This window comes from Streptomyces sp. NPDC057445, from assembly GCF_042802855.1.
In the GTDB taxonomy this organism is placed as follows: domain Bacteria; phylum Actinomycetota; class Actinomycetes; order Streptomycetales; family Streptomycetaceae; genus Streptomyces.
Map to the genome: position 1 here is coordinate 1 of NZ_JBHVDH010000042.1, position 18,305 is coordinate 18,305.

At 70.3% G+C, this 18,305-nt stretch carries 18 protein-coding genes; 14 read left to right on the top strand and 4 right to left on the bottom strand.

Features of this window, described 5'->3' with window-relative positions:
* Positions 1-43: 43 nt before the first annotated feature.
* On the bottom strand, positions 44-217 hold the full coding sequence (locus tag ACFU5O_RS36645) for a hypothetical protein (protein WP_384247167.1): 174 nt from the start codon (positions 215-217) through the stop codon (positions 44-46).
* 347 nt (positions 218-564) lie between these two features.
* Here ACFU5O_RS36645 and ACFU5O_RS36650 point away from each other — a divergent pair, with 347 nt between their 5' ends.
* The 4 genes from ACFU5O_RS36650 (at position 565) to ACFU5O_RS36665 (ending at position 4,142) form a co-directional block, all read left to right on the top strand.
* Entirely contained in the window at positions 565-1,218 is a 654-nt protein-coding gene (locus tag ACFU5O_RS36650) for a response regulator transcription factor (protein ID WP_108153053.1), read from the top strand.
* A 4-nt stretch (positions 1,219-1,222) separates the two neighbouring features.
* On the top strand, positions 1,223-2,449 hold the full coding sequence (locus ACFU5O_RS36655) for a sensor histidine kinase (RefSeq protein ID WP_384247169.1): 1,227 nt from the start codon (positions 1,223-1,225) through the stop codon (positions 2,447-2,449).
* Between the two features lie 426 nt (positions 2,450-2,875).
* Positions 2,876-3,172 carry a DUF4193 domain-containing protein gene (locus ACFU5O_RS36660; RefSeq protein WP_166632484.1) on the top strand — a complete coding sequence of 99 codons (297 nt, stop codon included), beginning with the start codon at positions 2,876-2,878 and terminating at the stop codon, positions 3,170-3,172.
* Positions 3,173-3,185: 13 nt separating this feature from the next.
* Entirely contained in the window at positions 3,186-4,142 is a 957-nt protein-coding gene (locus tag ACFU5O_RS36665; RefSeq protein WP_384247173.1) for a hypothetical protein, read from the top strand.
* Between the two features lie 173 nt (positions 4,143-4,315).
* Here the strand turns inward: ACFU5O_RS36665 and ACFU5O_RS36670 are convergent, their stop codons facing one another.
* Complete coding sequence (locus tag ACFU5O_RS36670) at positions 4,316-4,804, bottom strand: DUF3093 domain-containing protein (RefSeq protein ID WP_384247175.1); 489 nt, start codon at positions 4,802-4,804, stop codon at positions 4,316-4,318.
* A 58-nt stretch (positions 4,805-4,862) separates the two neighbouring features.
* On the opposite strand from ACFU5O_RS36670, the gene ACFU5O_RS36675 reads away from it, so the two are divergent.
* From ACFU5O_RS36675 to ACFU5O_RS36710, 8 genes are all read left to right on the top strand, one after another.
* Positions 4,863-5,438, top strand: coding sequence for a PaaI family thioesterase (locus ACFU5O_RS36675; protein WP_384247178.1), 576 nt, complete (start codon positions 4,863-4,865; stop codon positions 5,436-5,438).
* Positions 5,438-5,965 carry a dUTP diphosphatase gene (dut, locus tag ACFU5O_RS36680; RefSeq protein ID WP_384247180.1) on the top strand — a complete coding sequence of 176 codons (528 nt, stop codon included), beginning with the start codon at positions 5,438-5,440 and terminating at the stop codon, positions 5,963-5,965. The genes ACFU5O_RS36675 and dut overlap by 1 nt, the downstream gene beginning before the upstream one ends.
* A gap of 1 nt (position 5,966) precedes the next feature.
* A complete protein-coding gene (locus tag ACFU5O_RS36685) occupies positions 5,967-6,746 on the top strand; it encodes a DUF3710 domain-containing protein (RefSeq protein WP_384247183.1) in 780 nt (259 codons plus the stop codon).
* Between the two features lie 240 nt (positions 6,747-6,986).
* The gene (locus tag ACFU5O_RS36690; protein WP_384247185.1) at positions 6,987-7,739 is read left to right on the top strand and encodes an ABC transporter ATP-binding protein; all 753 of its coding nucleotides are present in this window, start codon (positions 6,987-6,989) and stop codon (positions 7,737-7,739) included.
* A 167-nt stretch (positions 7,740-7,906) separates the two neighbouring features.
* Complete coding sequence (locus tag ACFU5O_RS36695; RefSeq protein WP_384247187.1) at positions 7,907-10,450, top strand: ATP-binding protein; 2,544 nt, start codon at positions 7,907-7,909, stop codon at positions 10,448-10,450.
* Positions 10,451-10,574: 124 nt separating this feature from the next.
* On the top strand, positions 10,575-11,261 hold the full coding sequence (locus ACFU5O_RS36700) for a response regulator (protein ID WP_384247189.1): 687 nt from the start codon (positions 10,575-10,577) through the stop codon (positions 11,259-11,261).
* Between the two features lie 160 nt (positions 11,262-11,421).
* Positions 11,422-11,829, top strand: coding sequence for an OB-fold nucleic acid binding domain-containing protein (locus ACFU5O_RS36705; protein WP_384247192.1), 408 nt, complete (start codon positions 11,422-11,424; stop codon positions 11,827-11,829).
* Between the two features lie 3 nt (positions 11,830-11,832).
* The gene (locus ACFU5O_RS36710) at positions 11,833-12,573 is read left to right on the top strand and encodes a DUF3159 domain-containing protein (protein WP_384247194.1); all 741 of its coding nucleotides are present in this window, start codon (positions 11,833-11,835) and stop codon (positions 12,571-12,573) included.
* 420 nt (positions 12,574-12,993) lie between these two features.
* Here the strand turns inward: ACFU5O_RS36710 and ACFU5O_RS36715 are convergent, their stop codons facing one another.
* Both ACFU5O_RS36715 and ACFU5O_RS36720 read right to left on the bottom strand, forming a co-directional pair.
* On the bottom strand, positions 12,994-13,674 hold the full coding sequence (locus tag ACFU5O_RS36715) for a potassium channel family protein (RefSeq protein ID WP_384247196.1): 681 nt from the start codon (positions 13,672-13,674) through the stop codon (positions 12,994-12,996).
* On the bottom strand, positions 13,674-14,342 hold the full coding sequence (locus ACFU5O_RS36720) for a potassium channel family protein (RefSeq protein ID WP_384247199.1): 669 nt from the start codon (positions 14,340-14,342) through the stop codon (positions 13,674-13,676). The genes ACFU5O_RS36715 and ACFU5O_RS36720 overlap by 1 nt, the downstream gene beginning before the upstream one ends.
* A 350-nt stretch (positions 14,343-14,692) precedes the next feature.
* Here ACFU5O_RS36720 and ACFU5O_RS36725 point away from each other — a divergent pair, with 350 nt between their 5' ends.
* Positions 14,693-16,741: an APC family permease gene (locus ACFU5O_RS36725; protein ID WP_384247201.1), complete on the top strand. Its 2,049-nt coding sequence runs from the start codon at positions 14,693-14,695 to the stop codon at positions 16,739-16,741.
* 96 nt (positions 16,742-16,837) lie between these two features.
* Complete coding sequence (locus tag ACFU5O_RS36730; RefSeq protein WP_384247203.1) at positions 16,838-18,166, top strand: class I SAM-dependent RNA methyltransferase; 1,329 nt, start codon at positions 16,838-16,840, stop codon at positions 18,164-18,166.
* The last annotated feature ends 139 nt before the right edge of the window (positions 18,167-18,305 follow it).

Here is an 18,305-nt window from a genome sequence, read left to right on the forward strand (position 1 = left end):
GCCCGGCGCCGTCCCGCGGCGCCGGGCCCTTCCGCAGCTGTCGTCAGGCGCTCGCGGCGCTGACTTCCACGCCGTGCTCGGCGGCAAGGCGATGCAGGTCGTCCAGCTCGGCCTGCTCGACGTCCGCCAGGAAGTCGTCGCCCGTCTCGCGAGCCCGCGTGAGGTCGGTTTCCGTGGCTTTGATGCGCTGCAGAAGTCCTGCGGTGAATGCGTCCATGGTTGCGCCCCCTCGTCGTGGGTCGAATGGCACGGGGGTGTGCCTACGGCGGGTCGATCACGCACCCTCCCTGGGGGACAGAGAGCGGGGTGTGGCAAGCCACATACATGGCGTGATCGCGGGTGTGCAGTCGTCCTCCCCAGGCCCACCCGCACAGAAACCTCAACCTCTCCGGGATTCCTGTGAATTCCCGGTGCCCCAGTCGTGTCCCCCACAGGCGTGAGGACGACTTACATCCGGTTTACGCGCGTAAGGGGCAGGATGGAGGCACACAGTCAGTGCCTGCCCGTACTACTGCCTGCCCTGATCACGGGCAGGGAGGCGGGCCCAGAGGAAGGACCAGCCACGTGCGCGTACTCGTCGTCGAGGACGAGCAGCTGCTCGCCGATGCGGTGGCCACCGGACTGCGCCGGGAGGCCATGGCGGTCGATGTCGTGTACGACGGCGCCGCGGCCCTGGAACGCATCGGTGTCAACGACTACGACGTGGTCGTCCTCGACCGGGACCTCCCGCTCGTCCACGGCGACGACGTGTGCCGCAAGATCGTGGAGTTGGGCATGCCGACGCGCGTCCTGATGCTCACCGCGTCCGGCGATGTCAGCGACCGTGTCGAAGGCCTGGAGCTCGGCGCCGACGACTATCTCCCCAAGCCATTCGCGTTCACGGAGCTCACCGCGCGCGTGCGGGCCCTCGGCAGGCGTACGACCGTGCCCCTCCCGCCCGTCCTGGAGCGCGCGGGAATCAAGCTGGACCCCAACCGCCGCGAGGTCTTCCGCGAGGGCAAGGAGATCCAGCTCGCCCCCAAGGAGTTCGCGGTGCTGGAGGTGCTGATGCGCAGCGAGGGCGCGGTCGTCTCGGCCGAGCAGTTGCTGGAGAAGGCCTGGGACGAGAACACGGACCCGTTCACCAATGTCGTGCGGGTCACCGTGATGACCCTGCGCCGCAAGCTCGGCGAGCCACCCGTGATCGTCACGGTCCCCGGCTCCGGTTACCGGATCTGAAGCCGTGGCCACGCTACCCGCGCCCCCCACGGCGCCCCCGAAGCCGACCTGGGACCCCGGAGAGCCGGAACGGCCCTGGTTCCGGCCGACCATCCGGATAAGGCTCACGCTGCTCTACGGCGGCATGTTCCTGATCGCCGGGATCCTGCTGCTCTCGATCATCTATCTGCTCGCCGCTCAGGCCGTGCAGGTGGGCAGCCAGCTGCCGTTCAAGATCGTCAGCGGCAGTGTGACCAGCGACGTCTGCAACTTCCCCGCCGGGACGCCGCCCGACAAGTTCAACGTGCTGGCGAACGACTGTGTCAACGAGCAGCGCCAGCACGCCCTGGACGAGCTTCTCACCCGCTCCCTCTTCGCCCTCGTCGGCCTGAGCGTCATTGCGTTCGCCTTCGGCTACGCCATGGCCGGCCGCGTCCTGTCACCGCTCGGCGAGATCACCCGCACCGCGCGCCGCGTGGTCGGCTCCGACCTCTCCCGGCGGATCGAGCTCGACGGCCCGGACGACGAGCTGAAGGAGCTCGCCGACACCTTCGACGAGATGCTGGAACGCCTTGAGCGGGCCTTCACGGCGCAGCAGAGGTTCGTCGGCAACGCGTCGCACGAGCTGCGTACGCCGCTGGCCATCAACCGCACGCTGCTGGAGGTGCACCTCTCCGACCCGGGCGCGCCGGACGAGCTGAAACAGCTGGGCAAGACGCTCCTCGCCACCAACGAGCGCAGCGAACAGCTGGTGGAGGGCCTGCTGCTGCTCGCCCGCAGCGAGAACCAGATCGTCGAGCGCAAACCGGTCGACCTGGCCGAGGTCGCCACCCGGGCCGTGGACCAGGCCCGCGGCGAGGCCGAGGCCAAGGGCGTCGAGTTCCGCGGCCGGCGTGCGCCCGCCCTCGTGCAGGGAAACGGCGTCCTGCTGGAGCGGATCGCCCTGAACCTCGTGCAGAACGCCGTGCGCTACAACGTCGCGGAGGGAGGATGGGTGGAGGTCGACACCGAGATCGCACACGGTCAGGCGGTGCTGGTGGTCTCGAACACGGGCCCGGTGGTTCCGGCGTACGAGATCGACAACCTCTTCGAGCCGTTCCGGCGGCTGCGCCAGGAGCGGACCGGCAGCGACAAGGGCGTGGGACTCGGCCTGTCGATCGCCCGTTCCGTTGCGCGCGCCCACGGTGGCCGTATCATCGCGGAGCCGCGCGAGGGCGGCGGCCTCGTGATGCGGGTTACCCTGCCGGTCTGATGCCCGGCCGACCTGCGATCGCGATGTCATCGGCCCTCGTGACCGGAAAAATCTTCTGTTCGCTTTACGCGGAATTTTCGGGACTCATACCGACCGGTTCTGTGTGTGATCGATCACAGAGGTGACTTTCCGGTCATCTACTCTCCGTGATCGGAAAACCTTACGGAAAGCCGGTAAAAGTCCGGGTTTTCAGGGGTCCGGATCACGGGAAGTACACGGGGTGGCACCCGTGCAGTGCAACCTTCGGACCGTGTACGGTCCCGATCGCCGTCCAACCCGATCACGTTTGAGGGGTCCGGTTGGGTGTCGATTGAGTAACAGACCTTGATGTGAGGCAAAATCTCCGCCTCGGGTCGGGCACAAGTCCGGCCTCTCACGCGTTACGTGCGCTGGAGACACCACAGACACCCAGAGGGGGAGAGCGACATGGCAACGGACTACGACACCCCACGCAAGACCGATGACGACCTCAACGAGGACAGCATCGAAGAGCTCAAGGCTCGTCGGAACGACAAGACGACGTCGACCGTCGACGTCGACGAGTTCGAGGCCGCTGAAGGCCTCGAACTGCCCGGAGCGGACCTCTCGAACGAGGAGCTGGCCGTCCGGGTGCTGCCCAAGCAGGCCGACGAGTTCACCTGCATGAGCTGCTTCCTGGTGCACCACCGGAGCCAGCTGGCCCGCGAGAAGAACGGCCAGCCGATCTGCCGCGACTGCGACTGAGGTCCGGTCGGCCGTGGCAGGCGGGACACCACCCCGGAAACCGTCCAGGAAGCTGGGTTTCCGGCGGAAGGGAGCCCAGGAGCCCGAGGCGCAGCAGAGCGCTCCGGGCCCGTGGGAGGGTGCCCTGACGCCGGAGGAGTCCGGGCACGGGCACACCGGCCGACCGCCGTCCTCCGGCGACGCAGGTGACGACGAGCGGGGCCTGCCGGCCTCGCTCGAGAAAGCGCCGCAGGAGGGCCCCCCGTCCGGGCACAGACGTCTGGACGCGGTCAGAAGCGGCGTGCGCAGGAGCGGCGTGGCTGCCAAGGCCGCGGTCGGTTACGTGGCCGACCGGCTGATCGACACCGCACCGCGCATCCCGGTGCGCGATCTCGCGACCCTGCGCGAACAGTTCCCGGGTCTCGGCCCCGAGGAGATCGCCGACAAGCTGGTGGCCGGAGCGGCCAACGCAAGCTCCACCGTCGGAGCCGGCATCGGCGCGGCAGCCATGCTGCCCGTGCCTCCCGCGATGCCAGCCGAGCTGGCGACGGAGATCATCAGCGTCGCCGCGATCGAGCTTAAGCTCGTCGCCGAGCTCCACGAGGTCTACGGCATGCGGCCGCCGGGCGGCCTCAGGGAGCGCGGCAATGCCTATCTGACCTCCTGGACGGAGGAACGCGGGATCGACGTGACCAAGCCCGCGACGGTCAACGCCGCGCTGGGCGGCCAGATGAAGCGCGAGCTGCGCCAGCAGATCATGAAGCGCACGGTGCGCAATCTTCCGAACCTGATGCCGTTCATGGTCGGTGCCGCTGTCGGCGCCGTGATGAACCGGCGGGACACCAGGAAGCTCGCCCACCGCATCAGGAAGGACCTGCGTAAACGGCAGGTCCCGTGGGACGCACTGCCCGAGCTGCCCCGGCTGGAGAAGCCGAAGGGAGAGCTGCCCCCGGAGCTTCCGCCCGAGCTGCGCCGGCGACTGGAGGACTGAGATCCCGCTACCGGGAGGCCGAGTCCCCGGTGCCGATCGGGAGTGCCGGGCCCACCCTCGCGCGAGCCGTCGAGCCGTCGAGCGGCCGCGTCACCGAGCCGCCGGGTCGCAGGAGCGGCCGAGTCATGGAGCCGCCCGGCCGCAGAGCCGCCCCGGGGAGCCTTTCCGCCGGATCAGCCCCGGTCTGCGCGGGCGCTCTCGAGCGCGGCCACCAGGGCCCGTGGGTCCCGGGTCGAGACGTACACGTAGGGCGTCGGGTCCTCGGGGTCCGTCACCGGCACGCGTACAGCTGTGGGCACATAGCTGCGCAGCAGCATGTACGCGCGCGCATCCGCCTTGTAGGAGCGCCAGGCCCGCGCCTCCTCGGCGTCCAGCACCTCGGCATCGCCCAGCGCCGACACCGGGATCCGGGCATCGCCCGCGACCAGCGAGTCCGCCACCACCCGGATGCGGGCGGAGCCGTACGCACTCACGGTGGCCGCCGCCAGGGCGCCCGCCCCGATGAGTCCGCCCAGCATCGCCACCGCGCCCAGCGGCAGCAGCACCACAGCGCCCGAGAGCGCCACCAGAGCGGTGAGCACCCACCAGGAACGGGGGGCGGTGAGACGTTCGTCGTAGCGCGGTCCGGAAGGGGTGCCGGAGGGGGTGGCCGAGGGCTGCATGAATCCAAGCTTGGCACGGCGCGACCTGCGGCAGGTGGCGCGGGTAAGGTCTGCGCCTGTGAGTACGACACTGACCCCTCCGGCCGACGCCACACCGCCGGTACGGCACCCCGACGCGCCCGCCCCGGGCGACCTCCTCGGCGCGCATTACGAACACTGCTTCGGCTGCGGCGGTGCCCAGCCGCACGGGCTGCACCTGGAGGCACGGGCAGGCGAGGGCGTCAGTCTCACGGCCGAGTTCACGGTCACCGCCGCCCACCAGGGCGCGCCGGGCCTCGCCCACGGCGGCGTACTGGCCACGGCGCTCGACGAGACGCTCGGCTCGCTGAACTGGCTGCTGCGGGTGATCGCGGTGACCGGGCGGCTGGAGACCGACTTCGTCCGTCCCGTCCCCGTCGGCACGGTGCTGTTCCTCGAGGCCGAGGTGACGGCCGTCAGCGGCCGCAAGATCTACTCCCGGGCCACCGGCCGGATCGGGGGACCCGACGGGCCCCTCGCCGTCCGCGCCGAAGCCCTCTTCATCGAGGTCAAGGTCGATCACTTCATCGACAACGGCCGTCCCGAGGAGATCCAGGCCGCCATGGCCGATCCCGACCAGGTCAGGCGCACCCGCGCCTTCGAGGTGAACCCCTGATGCGCAATCCTGTCGACGTACTGATCCGGCGCCTTGACCCGGAGGTACCGATTCCGTCCTACGGGCATCCGGGCGACGCCGGTGTCGATCTGGTGACCACGGAGGCCACCGAACTCGCACCCGGAGAGCGCGCGGTTCTTCCCACGGGAGTGTCTGTCGCGCTCCCTGACGGGTATGCGGCCTTCGTGCATCCGCGCTCGGGGCTCGCGGCCCGCTGCGGCGTCGCCCTCGTCAATGCCCCAGGGACGGTGGATGCCGGGTACCGTGGGGAGATCAAGGTGATCGTGGTCAATCTGGACCCGCGTGAGAGCGTGCGGTTCGAACGGTTCGACCGCATTGCTCAACTGGTCGTCCAGCAGGTCGAGAAGGTGCGCTTCCACGAGGTGGCGGAGCTTCCCGGCTCGGCACGGGCCGAGGGGGGCTTCGGGTCCACCGGCGGTCACGCCGCCGTGGGCGGGTCGGTCGTGGGCGGCGCACAGGGTGGGAATCGATACGCTTCGGTCGTATCCGACCGGGAAGGACAGTGACGTGTTCGGACGTCGCAAGAAGAGCAGTTCCGCTGAGGATGCAGCGGATGTGGCGGGCGAGGCCGAGCAGGTCGTCGACGAGCTCGACACGGAGGACGCGGCAGCGGAGCAGGACGCGCCGCGCCGGATGAACCTTCCGCCGGCGCCCCGGCCGGACGGCCCCTGGGACGTGTCCGAGGTCTCCAGGCCCGGCGACGGCCGGGTGGACCTGGGCGGTCTCTTCGTGCCCGGAGTCGAGGGCATGGAGCTGCGCGTGGAGGTCGCGGGTGACGCGATCGTCGCCGCGACGGTCGTGCTGCGCGACAGCGCGATCCAGCTGCAGGCGTTCGCCGCGCCCAAGAAGGAAGGCATCTGGGGCGAGGTCCGCGAGGAGATCGCCTCCGGCATCACCCAGCAGGGCGGTGTCATCGACGAGGTCGAGGGCCCCTTGGGCTGGGAGCTGCGGGCCCAGGTGCCGGTCCAGCTGCCGGACGGCACCGGAGGCGTACAGCTGGTGCGCTTCGTCGGGGTCGACGGGCCGAGGTGGTTCCTGCGCGGAGTGATCTCCGGACAGGGAGCGGTGCAGCCGCAGGCGGCCGGACTGCTGGAGCAGATCTTCAAGGACACGGTCGTGGTGCGGGGCGAGGGCCCGATGGCGCCGCGTGACCCGATCGTCCTCAAGCTTCCGAACGACGCCCAGATGGTGCCAGAGGGCGTCCAGCAGGAGGACCAGGAGACGTCCCGTTTCTCCGGCGGTATGGGACAGCTGCAGCGCGGCCCGGAGATCACCGAGGTCCGCTGACGGCCGGCGAGCGGCAGATCACCGATCTCCCGCCGAGAGCCGACGCGGGCCGGAGATCACCCAGGTCCCGCCGAGAGTCACCCGATGGGCCGCGCTCCGTTCCCGGAGCGCGGCCCATCGGCGTTCCGCGGTGGGGCAAGCGATCGCTCACCCGGCGGCCCTCGGGCGCCCAACTCCCTTGTCCGAGCGGGTGGTGCCTGCACATACTGGCGCCGCATCGCTTCACCACGGGGGGACCGGATGACCGAGAGCTCCGCCGGACACGCGGCGGCCGCGATCGCCGACGGACAGGCCGAGGGGCCCATGGTCCGGGTCGAGGACCTGCACCGCTCGTACGGCACCGGCGCGGCGGCCGTCCACGCGCTGCGGGGAGTCTCCTTCGAGATCCCTCGCGGGGAGCTGGTCGCCCTCAAGGGCCGGTCGGGTTCCGGCAAGACCACGCTGCTCAATCTGCTCGGCGGTCTCGACAGCCCCGACCGGGGCGAGATCACCGTCGACGGTACGGATCTCCCGGGGCTCGGCGAGAACGGGCTGCTGGAGCTGCGCCGTGACCGGATCGGGTTCGTCTTCCAGTCCTTCGGGCTGATCCCGATCCTGACCGCGGCCGAGAACGTCGGCGTACCGATGCGGATGCGCAGGGCCGACCCGCGCGAGCGCGAGGAGCGCGTCGAACTGCTGCTGTCCCTGGTCGGCCTGGCCGAGCACGCCGCCCAGCGGCCCGGCGAGCTCTCCGGCGGACAGCGGCAGCGGGTCGCCATCGCCCGCGCCCTCGCCAATCACCCTGCGCTGCTGATCGCCGACGAGCCGACCGGCCAGCTGGACGCCGAGACGGGCCTCGCGGTCATGGAACTGCTGCGTGCGGTGGTCCGCGGTGAGGGTGTGACCGCCCTGGTCGCGACGCACGACGCCCAGTTGCTCGGCCTCGCCGACCGGGTGCTCGAGCTGAGCGACGGCGAGATCACCGAGCAACAGCCACTGGCCGGTGGCAGGTAGCCCGTACCCGGTGCGCGGGAGACCCCGGCGGCATCAGAATCGCGTCAATGACGACCCCGGGCATCGCAGTGGGTCCGATTTGCCGCATTTGAGGGCTGTAGCTTCGGCAGGGCGTCCGCTCGGACGCAGCTGCCGCTGTGCGGCGGGCACTGAAGGACAATGAGGCCATGGGACGCGGCAAGCTACGGATCTACCTCGGCGCGGCGCCCGGTGTCGGCAAGACGTACGCGATGCTCTCCGAGGCGCACCGCCGGGTCGAGCGGGGCACCGACTGCGTCGTGGCCTTCGTGGAGCACCACGACCGGCCGCGGACCGAGGTCATGCTGCACGGTCTCGAGCAGATCGTGCGCCGAGAGATCGGGTACCGGGACGCGGTCTTCACCGAGATGGACGTGGACGCGGTGCTGGAGCGCCGTCCCGCCGTCGCCCTGGTGGACGAGCTGGCGCACACCAACGTGCCGGGCTCGCGCAACGCCAAGAGGTGGCAGGACGTCGAGGAACTGCTGTCGGCGGGGATCGACGTCATCTCGACCGTCAACATCCAGCATCTGGAGTCGCTCGGCGACGTCGTCGAGTCGATAACCGGCGTACGGCAGCGGGAGACCGTCCCCGACGAGATCGTCCGCCGCGCCGACCAGATCGAACTGGTCGACATGTCCCCCCAGGCGCTGCGCCGCCGGATGGCGCACGGCAACATCTACAAGCCGGACAAGATCGACGCGTCCCTCTCCAACTACTTCCGCCCCGGGAACCTCACAGCCCTGCGCGAGCTGGCCCTCCTGTGGGTCGCCGACCGGGTCGACGAATACCTCCAGCAGTACCGCGGCGAGCACAACATCCGCTCCACCTGGCAGGCCCGCGAGCGCATCGTCGTCGGGCTCACCGGCGGCCCCGAGGGACGCACCCTCATCCGCCGGGCGGCCCGTATGGCTGCCAAGGGCTCCGGAAGCGAGATCCTGGCCGTCTACATCGCCCGCAGTGACGGACTGACCTCGGCCTCCCCCAAGGAGCTGGCGGTCCAGAGGACCCTCGTCGAGGACCTCGGAGGTACGTTCCACCACGTCGTCGGCGACGACATCCCCTCCGCGCTGCTCGAGTTCGCACGCGGCGTCAACGCCACCCAGATCGTGCTCGGCTCCAGCCGCCGCAAGAGCTGGCAGTACATCCTCGGGCCCGGTGTCGGCGCCACCGTCGCCCGCGAGTCCGGTCCCGACCTCGACGTCCACATCGTCACCCACGGCGAGGTGGGCCGCGGCCGGGGACTGCCCGTCGCCCGCGGTGCCCGGCTCGGCCGCTCCCGGATCATCTCGGGCTGGCTGGTCGGCGTGGTCGGCCCGGTGCTGCTGGCGCTGCTGCTGACGCATATCGAGGCCGATCTCGGCCTCGCCAACGACATGCTGCTGTTCCTGTCGCTGACGGTGGCCGCCGCGATGCTCGGCGGGCTGCTCCCGGCGCTGGCCTCCGCCGCCTTCGGCTCACTGCTGCTGAACTACTACTTCGCGCCGCCGCTGCACCGGTTCACGATCGCCGACCCCAAGAACATCGTGGCGATCGTGGTCTTCTTCGGGGTCGCCGTCGCCGTCGCCTCCGTGGTCGACCTGGCCGCCCGCCGCACCCACCAGGCCGCCAGACTGCGCGCCGAGTCCGAGGTCCTGTCGTTCCTGGCCGGCAGCGTGCTGCGCGGCGAGACCAGCCTGGAAGCGCTGCTGGAGCGGGTCCGCGAGACCTTCTCGATGGAGTCCGTCGCCCTGCTGGAGCGGGAGAGCGACGTGGACCCGTGGACCTGCGCGGGCAGCGTCGGGCCGGCACCCGTCGCACGGCCCGACGAAGCCGACGTGGACATGCCCGTCGGCGATCACATGGCACTCGCCCTTTCCGGCCGGGTACTGCCCGCGGAGGACCGGCGCGTGCTCGGTGCCTTCGCCGCCCAGGCCGCCGTCGTACTCGACCGGCAGCGCCTCGTCGGGCAGGCCGAGGAGGCCCGCAAGCTCGCCGAGGGCAACCGGATACGCACCGCGCTGCTCGCCGCCGTCAGCCACGATCTGCGTACGCCGCTCGCCGGCATCAAGGCCGCCGTCACCTCGCTCCGCTCCGACGACGTCGAATGGTCCGAGGAGGACAGGGCCGAACTCCTCGAAGGCATCGAGGCAGGAGCGGACCGGCTCGACCACCTCGTGGGCAATCTGCTCGACATGTCCCGGCTGCAGACCGGCACGGTCACCCCGCTCATCCGCGACATCGACCTCGACGAGGTCGTCCCCATGGCGCTCGTCGGCATCCCCGACACCGCGGTCGATCTCGAGATCCCCGAGGCGCTGCCCATGGTGCGTGTCGACAAGGGACTGCTGGAACGGGCCGTCGCCAACATCGTCGAGAACGCCGTCAAGTACAGCCCGGACGGGACACCCGTCCTGGTGTCCGCCAGCGCGCTGGGCGACCGTGTCGAGGTACGGGTCGTGGACCGCGGCCGCGGGGTCCCTGACGATGCGAAGGAACGGATCTTCGAGCCCTTCCAGCGGTACGGGGACGCCCCGCGCGGCTCCGGCGTGGGTCTCGGGCTCGCGGTGGCGCGCGGCTTCGCCGAATCGATGGGAGGCACCCTGTCCGCCGAGGACACCCCCGGCGGCGGGCTGACGATGGTCCTCACATTCCAGGCGGCGGCCGTAGGCGCCCCGACCGCTGCCGAACCCCCTGTCCGGATCACCGGCTGATCCGGGCCCAGCCCAGCCCCCGCAGAGCCCCCCGCAGAGCCCCCCGCAGAGCCCCCCGCAGAGCCCCCCGCAGAGCCCCCCGCAGAGCCCCTGCGCACAGACGAGAGACGAAAGGAAGGCACTCATGACCCGAGTGCTCGTGGTCGACGACGAGCCGCAGATCGTACGCGCCCTCGTGATCAACCTGAAGGCGCGCAAGTACGAGGTGGACGCGGCCCCCGACGGGACGACCGCGCTGCAGCTCGCCGCGGCGCGTCAGCCCGACGTCGTCGTCCTCGACCTCGGCCTGCCGGACATGGACGGCGTCGAGGTGATCAAGGGCCTGCGCGGCTGGACCCGCGTCCCGATCCTCGTGCTCTCCGCCCGGCACACCTCCGACGAGAAGGTCGAGGCGCTGGACGCCGGCGCCGACGACTACGTGACCAAGCCGTTCGGGATGGACGAGCTGCTGGCACGGCTGCGCGCGGCGGTGCGCCGGGCCGAGCCGGCCGGAGCCGGTGACGACGAGATCGTTCTCGTCGAGACCGAGGGCTTCACCGTCGATCTCGCGGCGAAGAAGGTGCACCGGGACGGCAAGGACGTACGGCTCACCCCGACCGAGTGGCATCTGCTGGAGGTCCTGGTCCGCAACACCGGGCGGCTCGTCAGCCAGAAGCAGCTGCTCCAGGAGGTCTGGGGGCCCTCGTACGGCACAGAGACGAACTATCTGCGGGTCTACATGGCCCAGCTGCGACGCAAGCTGGAGGCGGATCCGTCCCACCCGAGACACTTCGTCACGGAACCGGGCATGGGATACCGCTTCGAGCGCTGACGCGGCTTCCCTGGCGGCCAGGACGCACGGGACGGTCCGCGGGGCGGCGCGGGGTGGACGACCGCTGTGGTCGGCACCCGCCGGTACCTGAGGTCGCAGCTCACCGGCGCCGGCGTCGGCAGCTCATCGGCGCCGGGGCATACCCCGGTACGCTTTCTGTATGAGTGCTGCCCCCCGATCCGAGAACGCCGAGAAGCCGGCCGGACGCTTCCGCCGGATGCTCGACCGTCTGTCCAGCTCCCAGCAGGACCTCGAGTCCGAGGAGCTCCAGGAGGACTCGCAGGCATCGGGCTGCACACGCATCTCCGACTGCGACGACCGCCAGATCGTGAAGGTGACTGGTACCTTGCGCACGGTCACCCTGCGGCCGAGGGCCGGAGTGCCGGCCCTGGAGGCGGAGCTGTTCGACGGCTCCGCCGCCTTGGACGTGGTGTGGCTGGGCCGGCGCTCGATCGTGGGCATAGAGCCGGGCCGCAAGATGATCGCGTCGGGCCGGATCGCCATGAGCCACGGCCGACGGGTGCTGTTCAATCCCAAATACGAGCTGCGACCGCTCGGACAGGAGTAGCCGGTGACGTCCCTCGACAAGCCGACCACGCAGGAACAGGAAGACGGCGGCCACGACCACGCCAAGGCCCTCACGGAAGCCGCCCTGTTCGAAGCCTTCGGCGGGGTCCGGGGCATGGTGGAGACAGTCCTGCCCGGACTGCTGTTCGTCACGATCTTCACGATCAACAAGGACCTGCACATCTCGGCGATCGCCGCGCTCGCGGTGTCGCTGGTGCTCGTCGCCGTGCGGCTGATCCGCAGGGACACCGTGAAGCACGCGTTCAGCGGGGTCTTCGGGGTGGCCTTCGGCGTCGTCTTCGCGATGATGACCGGCAACGCGAAGGACTTCTACCTGCCGGGCATGCTGTACACGCTGGGCCTGGCCCTCGCGTACATCATCACGACGATCGCGGGCGTCCCGCTGATCGGCCTGATCCTCGGCCCGGTCTTCAAGGAGAACCTCTCCTGGCGCACCCGCAACCCCGGCCGCAAGAAGGCCTACGCCAAGGCGAGCTGGGCCTGGGGACTGATCCTCCTCGCCAAGTGCGCGATCCTCTTCCCGCTCTACTGGTGGGCGGACACCACTCAGTTCGGCTGGGTCCTGGTGGCCCTCAAGATCCCGCCCTTCCTGCTGGCGGTCTATCTGACCTGGGTCTTCCTGGCGAAGGCTCCGCCGCCGATCGACGTCTTCGCGGAGATGGAGGCGGAGGAACGCGCGGCGGAGGAGCGTGAGGCGGCGGCCTCACGGGAACGCGAGACGTAGGCGCTCCCCGCGCCGTATGCGCTGCGGGCCCGGGACCGGCACGTGGTCCCGGGCCCTTCGCATGCCCGCGTCGGCTGGCTGCCGGGCAGCCGGGCTGCCTGCGGTGCCTGTGCTGCTTGTGCTGCTTGTGCTGCCGGGCTGCCTGTGTTGCCTGCGGTGCCAGTGATGCCTGTGCTGCCTGCGGTGGCTGTCTGCTTCGTGCTGCCCGTTCTGGCTGTCTGGGCTGTACGCCTCGTGCCGCCGCCCGCGCTGCCCTCGGCCGCGCGCCCGTGCTGGCGGTGCCTGCGGTGCCTGTGCTGCCCGCGCCCGGCGCAAGGCGACGCGCTCTGCACGCATGTCCCGGTGCGCGGCCGAGGGCCCGTCACGCACGAGCGGGGCCGGGGAACCATCGGTTCCCCGGCCCCGCTCCATACGTGAGCGTCAGCTCGTCGTCCCATCCCCTCGGCGGACCGAGAGAAGGTCTTCCAACTGCTCCTCGCGTGCCTGGGCCGCGACGAAGAGGAGTTCGTCGCCCGGCTCCAGCGTCTCCTCGCCGTGCGGCGTGAGCACCCGCGGACCGCGGATGATCGTCACCAGCGAGGTGTCCTCCGGCCATGCCACGTCCCCGACCTGCGTGCCCGCCAGCGCCGACTCCGGCGGCAGCGTCAGCTCGACCAGGTTCGCGTCGCCGTGGCTGAAGCGCAGCAGCCGGACCAGATCACCGACGCTCACGGCCTCCTCGACCAGCGCCGACATCAGACGCGGCGTGGAGACCGCGACATCCACACCCCAGGACTCGTTGAAGAGCCACTCGTTCTTGGGATTGTTGACCCGGGCGACCACGCGCGGCACGCCGTACTCGGTCTTCGCCAGCAGCGACACGACCAGGTTCACCTTGTCGTCACCGGTCGCCGCGATCACGACGTTGCAGCGCTGCAGCGCCGCCTCGTCCAGCGACGTGATCTCGCAGGCGTCGGCCAGCAGCCACTCCGCCTGCGGCACCCGCTCCACCGAGATGGCGGTGGGCGCCTTGTCGATCAGGAGCACTTCGTGCCCGTTCTCCAGGAGCTCTCCGGCGATGGAACGACCCACCGCGCCGGCCCCGGCAATCGCGACCCGCATCAGTGACCGCCCTCCTCGGGACCCTGGGCGAACGCCGCCTCGACCTTCTCGATCTCGTCGGTCCGCATCATCACGTGGACCAGGTCGCCTTCCTGCAGCACCGTCTGGGACGTGGGCAGAACCGCCTCGCCCAGCCGGGTCAGGAACGCGACCCGCACGCCCGTCTCCTCCTGCAGATTGCTCACCTTGTGCCCGATCCAGGCCTGCGACGTATGGACCTCGGCGAGCTGTACGCCACCGCTCGGGTCCCGCCACAGCGGCTCCGCGCCGGACGGCAGCAGTCGCCGCAGCATCTGATCGGCGGTCCACCGGACCGTGGCGACGGTCGGGATCCCCAGCCGCTGGTACACCTCTGCGCGCCGGGGGTCGTAGATCCGGGCGGCCACGTTCTCGATCCCGAACATCTCGCGGGCGACCCGCGCGGCGATGATGTTCGAGTTGTCGCCGCTGCTCACCGCGGCGAAGGCCCCGGCTTCCTCGATGCCCGCCTCGCGCAGGGTGTCCTGGTCGAAGCCGACACCCGTGACACGCCGGCCGCCGAAGCCGGAGCCCAGGCGGCGGAAAGCCGTCGGGTCCTGGTCGACGACGGCGACCGTGTGACCCTGCTGCTCCAGGGTCTGAGCGAGTGCCGCTCCCACGCGGCCGCAGCCCATGATGACAATGTGCACCTAACTACCCCGCAGTCCTGGTCATCCCGATGACCTGCGCAAACACCCTGCTCACTCTTCTCTCTCGGCTCTGCCGGGCAATGAAGGGGCAACGGCGTGCGGTGTTGCCCCTGATGAGCTTATGACGCGGCGACGACGTTGCCCTCATCCGGTCACCGGTTGGCAAGGTGGCGCGATTCGGCCCGCTCGACGCGACCGCCCCCGTGGTCGCCGACGCAACGCTGATCTCGCCGCCGGCCTGTCGGCGGGCCTGCCGACGGGCCCCGAGGGAGGCGGCCTCTGAGCAGCCGACGATCTCCGGAGGGGTGGTGGATGGGCGCGAACGATATAGAACGCTTACCATCCTCTGCGTGTCCAAACTGACCGACATTCCCAAACGGATCCTGATCGGCAGGGCGCTGCGCAGCGACAGGCTGGGGGAAACGCTCCTGCCCAAGCGCATCGCACTCCCCGTCTTCGCCTCCGACCCGCTGTCCTCGGTGGCGTACGCCCCGGGAGAAGTCCTGCTGGTTCTCTCTATCGCGGGTGTGTCGGCGTACCACTTCAGCCCGTGGATCGCCGCGGCCGTCGTGGTCCTGATGTTCACCGTCGTCGCCTCGTACCGGCAGAACGTCCACGCGTACCCCAGCGGCGGCGGCGACTACGAGGTGGCGAACACCAACCTCGGCCCCAAGGCGGGGCTCACCGTCGCCAGCGCACTGCTCGTCGACTACGTCCTCACCGTCGCCGTGTCCATCTCCTCCGGCGTGGAGAACCTGGGCTCCGCGATCCCCTTCGTCGTCGAGCACAAGGTGCTCTGTGCCGTAGGCATCATCGTGCTGCTGACGCTGATGAACCTGCGCGGTGTGAAGGAGTCGGGCAAGCTCTTCGCCATCCCGACGTACGTCTTCGTCGCCGGCGTCTTCATCATGGTCGCGTGGGGCGCCTTCAGAGGCCTCGTCCTCGGCGAGACCATGGAGGCTCCGACCGCCGGTCTTGAGATCAAACCCGAGCAGCAGGGGCTGGCCGGCTTCGCGCTGGTGTTCCTGCTGCTGCGCGCCTTCTCCTCCGGATGTGCCGCGCTCACCGGCGTCGAGGCGATCAGCAACGGCGTCCCCGCCTTCCGCAAACCCAAGAGCAGGAACGCCGCCACGACGCTGCTGCTCATGGGCGCCCTCGCCGTCACCATGTTCTGCGGCATCATCGGCCTCGCCATGGCCACCGATGTGAGGATGGCCGAGAACCCCGCACACGACCTGATCCGAGACGGCACCCCGGTCGGCTCCGATTACGTCCAGGACCCGGTGATCTCGCAGGTGGCGGCAGCCGTGTTCGGCGACGGCACGTTCTTGTTCGTGTTGCTCGCCGCGGCCACGGCCCTGGTCCTCTTCCTGGCCGCGAACACCGCGTACAACGGCTTCCCGCTGCTCGGCTCGATCCTCGCCCAGGACCGTTACCTGCCGCGCCAGCTGCACACCCGGGGCGACCGGCTCGCCTTCTCCAACGGCATCGTGCTGCTGGCCGGCGCCGCCGTCCTGCTCGTCTGGGTCTACGGCGCGGACTCCACGAAGCTGATCCAGCTCTACATCGTCGGCGTCTTCGTCTCCTTCACGCTCAGCCAGACCGGCATGGTCCGGCACTGGAACCGCCATCTGCGCAGCGAGCGCGACCCCGCCAAGCGACGCCACATGGTCCGCTCCCGCGCGATCAACGCCTTCGGTGCCTTCTTCACCGGCCTGGTGCTGGTCGTCGTGCTGGTCACCAAGTTCACGCACGGTGCCTGGGTCGCCCTGCTCGGCATGGTGATCTTCTACGGGACGATGACAGCGATCCGTAAGCACTACGACCGCGTCGCGGACGAGATCGCGGCACCGGACGAGCCGACCGACGACACCGTGCGCCCCTCCCGGGTGCACTCCATCGTGCTCGTCTCGAAGCTTCACCGTCCGACGCTGCGCGCCCTCGCCTACGCCAAGCTGATGCGCTCCGACAGGCTCGAGGCGCTCAGCATCAACGTCGACCCGGCCGAGACGAAGGCCCTCAAGGAGGAGTGGGACCGGCGCGGCATCAACGTACCGCTGAAGATCCTCGACTCCCCGTACCGCGAGATCACCCGGCCGATCATCGAGTACGTGAAGAGCCTGCGCCGCGAGAGTCCGCGTGACGCGGTCAGCGTGATCATTCCCGAGTACGTGGTCGGCCACTGGTGGGAGCATCTGCTCCACAACCAGAGCGCCCTGCGCCTCAAGGGGCGTCTGCTGTTCACCCCGGGCGTCATGGTGACCTCGGTCCCGTACCAGCTGCAGTCCTCCGAGCTCGCGAAGAAGCGGGCGAGGAAGCGCCAGGAGTGGAACGCGCCGGGCTCGGTGCGGCGTGGCCCCGTGAACGAGCGCCCCAAGGAGCCCAGCAGCAAGGGCTGAGGAGCCCCGGCATCGGGCGTCCGGGAGGCACGTAGACTGGGGGGCTGTCGTCCGCACACGGGCGACAGCCCCCATTCCCCTGGAGCCGTCCCCGTCATGCAGAACGCACCTGAGTCTTCGCTGGTCGGGGAGGAGTACGAGGTCGAGGTCGGCCCCGTCGCACACGGCGGCCACTGCATCGCCCGCACGGACGGCGGACGCGTCCTCTTCGTCCGGCACGCGCTGCCCGGCGAGAAGGTCGTCGTCCGGGTCACCGAGGGCGAGGAGAGCTCCCGCTATCTGCGGGCCGACGCCGTACGCGTACTGGAGCCGTCCAAGGACCGCGTCGAGGCGCCCTGCCCGTACGCCGGCCCAGGCAAGTGCGGCGGCTGCGACTGGCAGCACGCCAAGCCGGGTGCGCAGCGCCGCTTCAAGGGCGAGGTCGTCGCGGAGCAGCTCCAGCGGCTCGCGGGGCTGACCCCCGAGGAGGCCGGCTGGGACGGCACCGTGATGCCCGCCCCCGGCGACAAGCTCCCGCCCGGCGAGGTGCCCGCGTGGCGTACGCGGATCCAGTACGCGGTCGACGCGGAGGGCCGTGTCGGTCTTCGCAAGCACCGCTCGCACGACGTGCAGCCGATCGACCACTGCATGATCGCCGCACCGGGCGTCACGGAGCTGGGCATCGAGAAGCAGGACTGGCCGCAGATGGAGACGGTCGAGGCCATCGCCGCGATCGGTTCCAGCGACCGCCAGGTCGTTCTCACCCCGCGGCCCGGCGGCCGGCTGCCCCTGGTGGAGCTGGACCGGCCCGTCTCGGTCCTGCGGGTCGAGGAGCGCGACGGTTCGGTGCACCGCGTGCACGGCCGCGCCTTCGTCCGCGAGCGCGCCGACGAGCGGACCTACCGCGTGGGCATGGGCGGCTTCTGGCAGGTACACCCGCAGGCCGCCGACGTCCTGGTCACCGCCGTGATGCAGGGTCTGCTGCCGCGCAAGGGCGACATGGCGCTCGATCTGTACTGCGGCGTCGGCCTCTTCGCGGGCGCGATCGCGGACCGGGTCGGCGAGCAGGGCGCGGTGCTCGGCATCGAGTCCGGCAAGCGGTCGGTCGAGGACGCGCGCCACAACCTCCAGCACTTCGAGCGCGTCCGTATCGAGCAGGGCAAGGTGGAGCAGGTCCTGCCCCGGACGGGGATCAGCGAGGTCGACCTGATCGTCCTCGACCCGCCGCGCGCGGGCGCGGGCAAGCAGACGGTCCAGCACCTCTCCCGCCTGGGCGCCCGCCGCATCGCGTACGTGGCCTGCGACCCGGCGGCGCTCGCCCGCGACCTGGCGTACTTCCGCGAGGGCGGCTACAAGCCGCGCACGCTGCGGGCGTTCGACCTGTTTCCGATGACGCATCACGTGGAGTGCGTGGCGATCCTGGAACCGGCAGGGAAGGACGCCTGACCTGCGGTTTTGCGCGTGCGCATCATGTGCGTCACGGGCGATGACTTGACGCATGCCTGGCGTACGCCTGGCACGTTTGCTGACAGGTCGTCACTGCCGGAAAGCCGCCCATCGGCCCGGCCCGCATCCGGGCCGGGCC

Bases quoted from the DNA above. Each gene is read 5' to 3' on its own strand.
- ACFU5O_RS36645 (WP_384247167.1), bottom strand. From the start codon at position 217: ATGGACGCATTCACCGCAGGACTTCTGCAGCGCATCAAAGCCACGGAA.
- ACFU5O_RS36660 (WP_166632484.1), top strand. From the start codon at position 2,876: ATGGCAACGGACTACGACACCCCACGCAAGACCGATGACGACCTCAAC.
- ACFU5O_RS36670 (WP_384247175.1), bottom strand. From the start codon at position 4,804: ATGCAGCCCTCGGCCACCCCCTCCGGCACCCCTTCCGGACCGCGCTAC.
- dut (WP_384247180.1), top strand. From the start codon at position 5,438: ATGCGCAATCCTGTCGACGTACTGATCCGGCGCCTTGACCCGGAGGTA.
- ACFU5O_RS36690 (WP_384247185.1), top strand. From the start codon at position 6,987: ATGACCGAGAGCTCCGCCGGACACGCGGCGGCCGCGATCGCCGACGGA.
- ACFU5O_RS36695 (WP_384247187.1), top strand. From the start codon at position 7,907: ATGGGACGCGGCAAGCTACGGATCTACCTCGGCGCGGCGCCCGGTGTC.
- ACFU5O_RS36700 (WP_384247189.1), top strand. From the start codon at position 10,575: ATGACCCGAGTGCTCGTGGTCGACGACGAGCCGCAGATCGTACGCGCC.
- ACFU5O_RS36705 (WP_384247192.1), top strand. From the start codon at position 11,422: ATGAGTGCTGCCCCCCGATCCGAGAACGCCGAGAAGCCGGCCGGACGC.
- ACFU5O_RS36715 (WP_384247196.1), bottom strand. From the start codon at position 13,674: ATGCGGGTCGCGATTGCCGGGGCCGGCGCGGTGGGTCGTTCCATCGCC.
- ACFU5O_RS36730 (WP_384247203.1), top strand. From the start codon at position 16,838: ATGCAGAACGCACCTGAGTCTTCGCTGGTCGGGGAGGAGTACGAGGTC.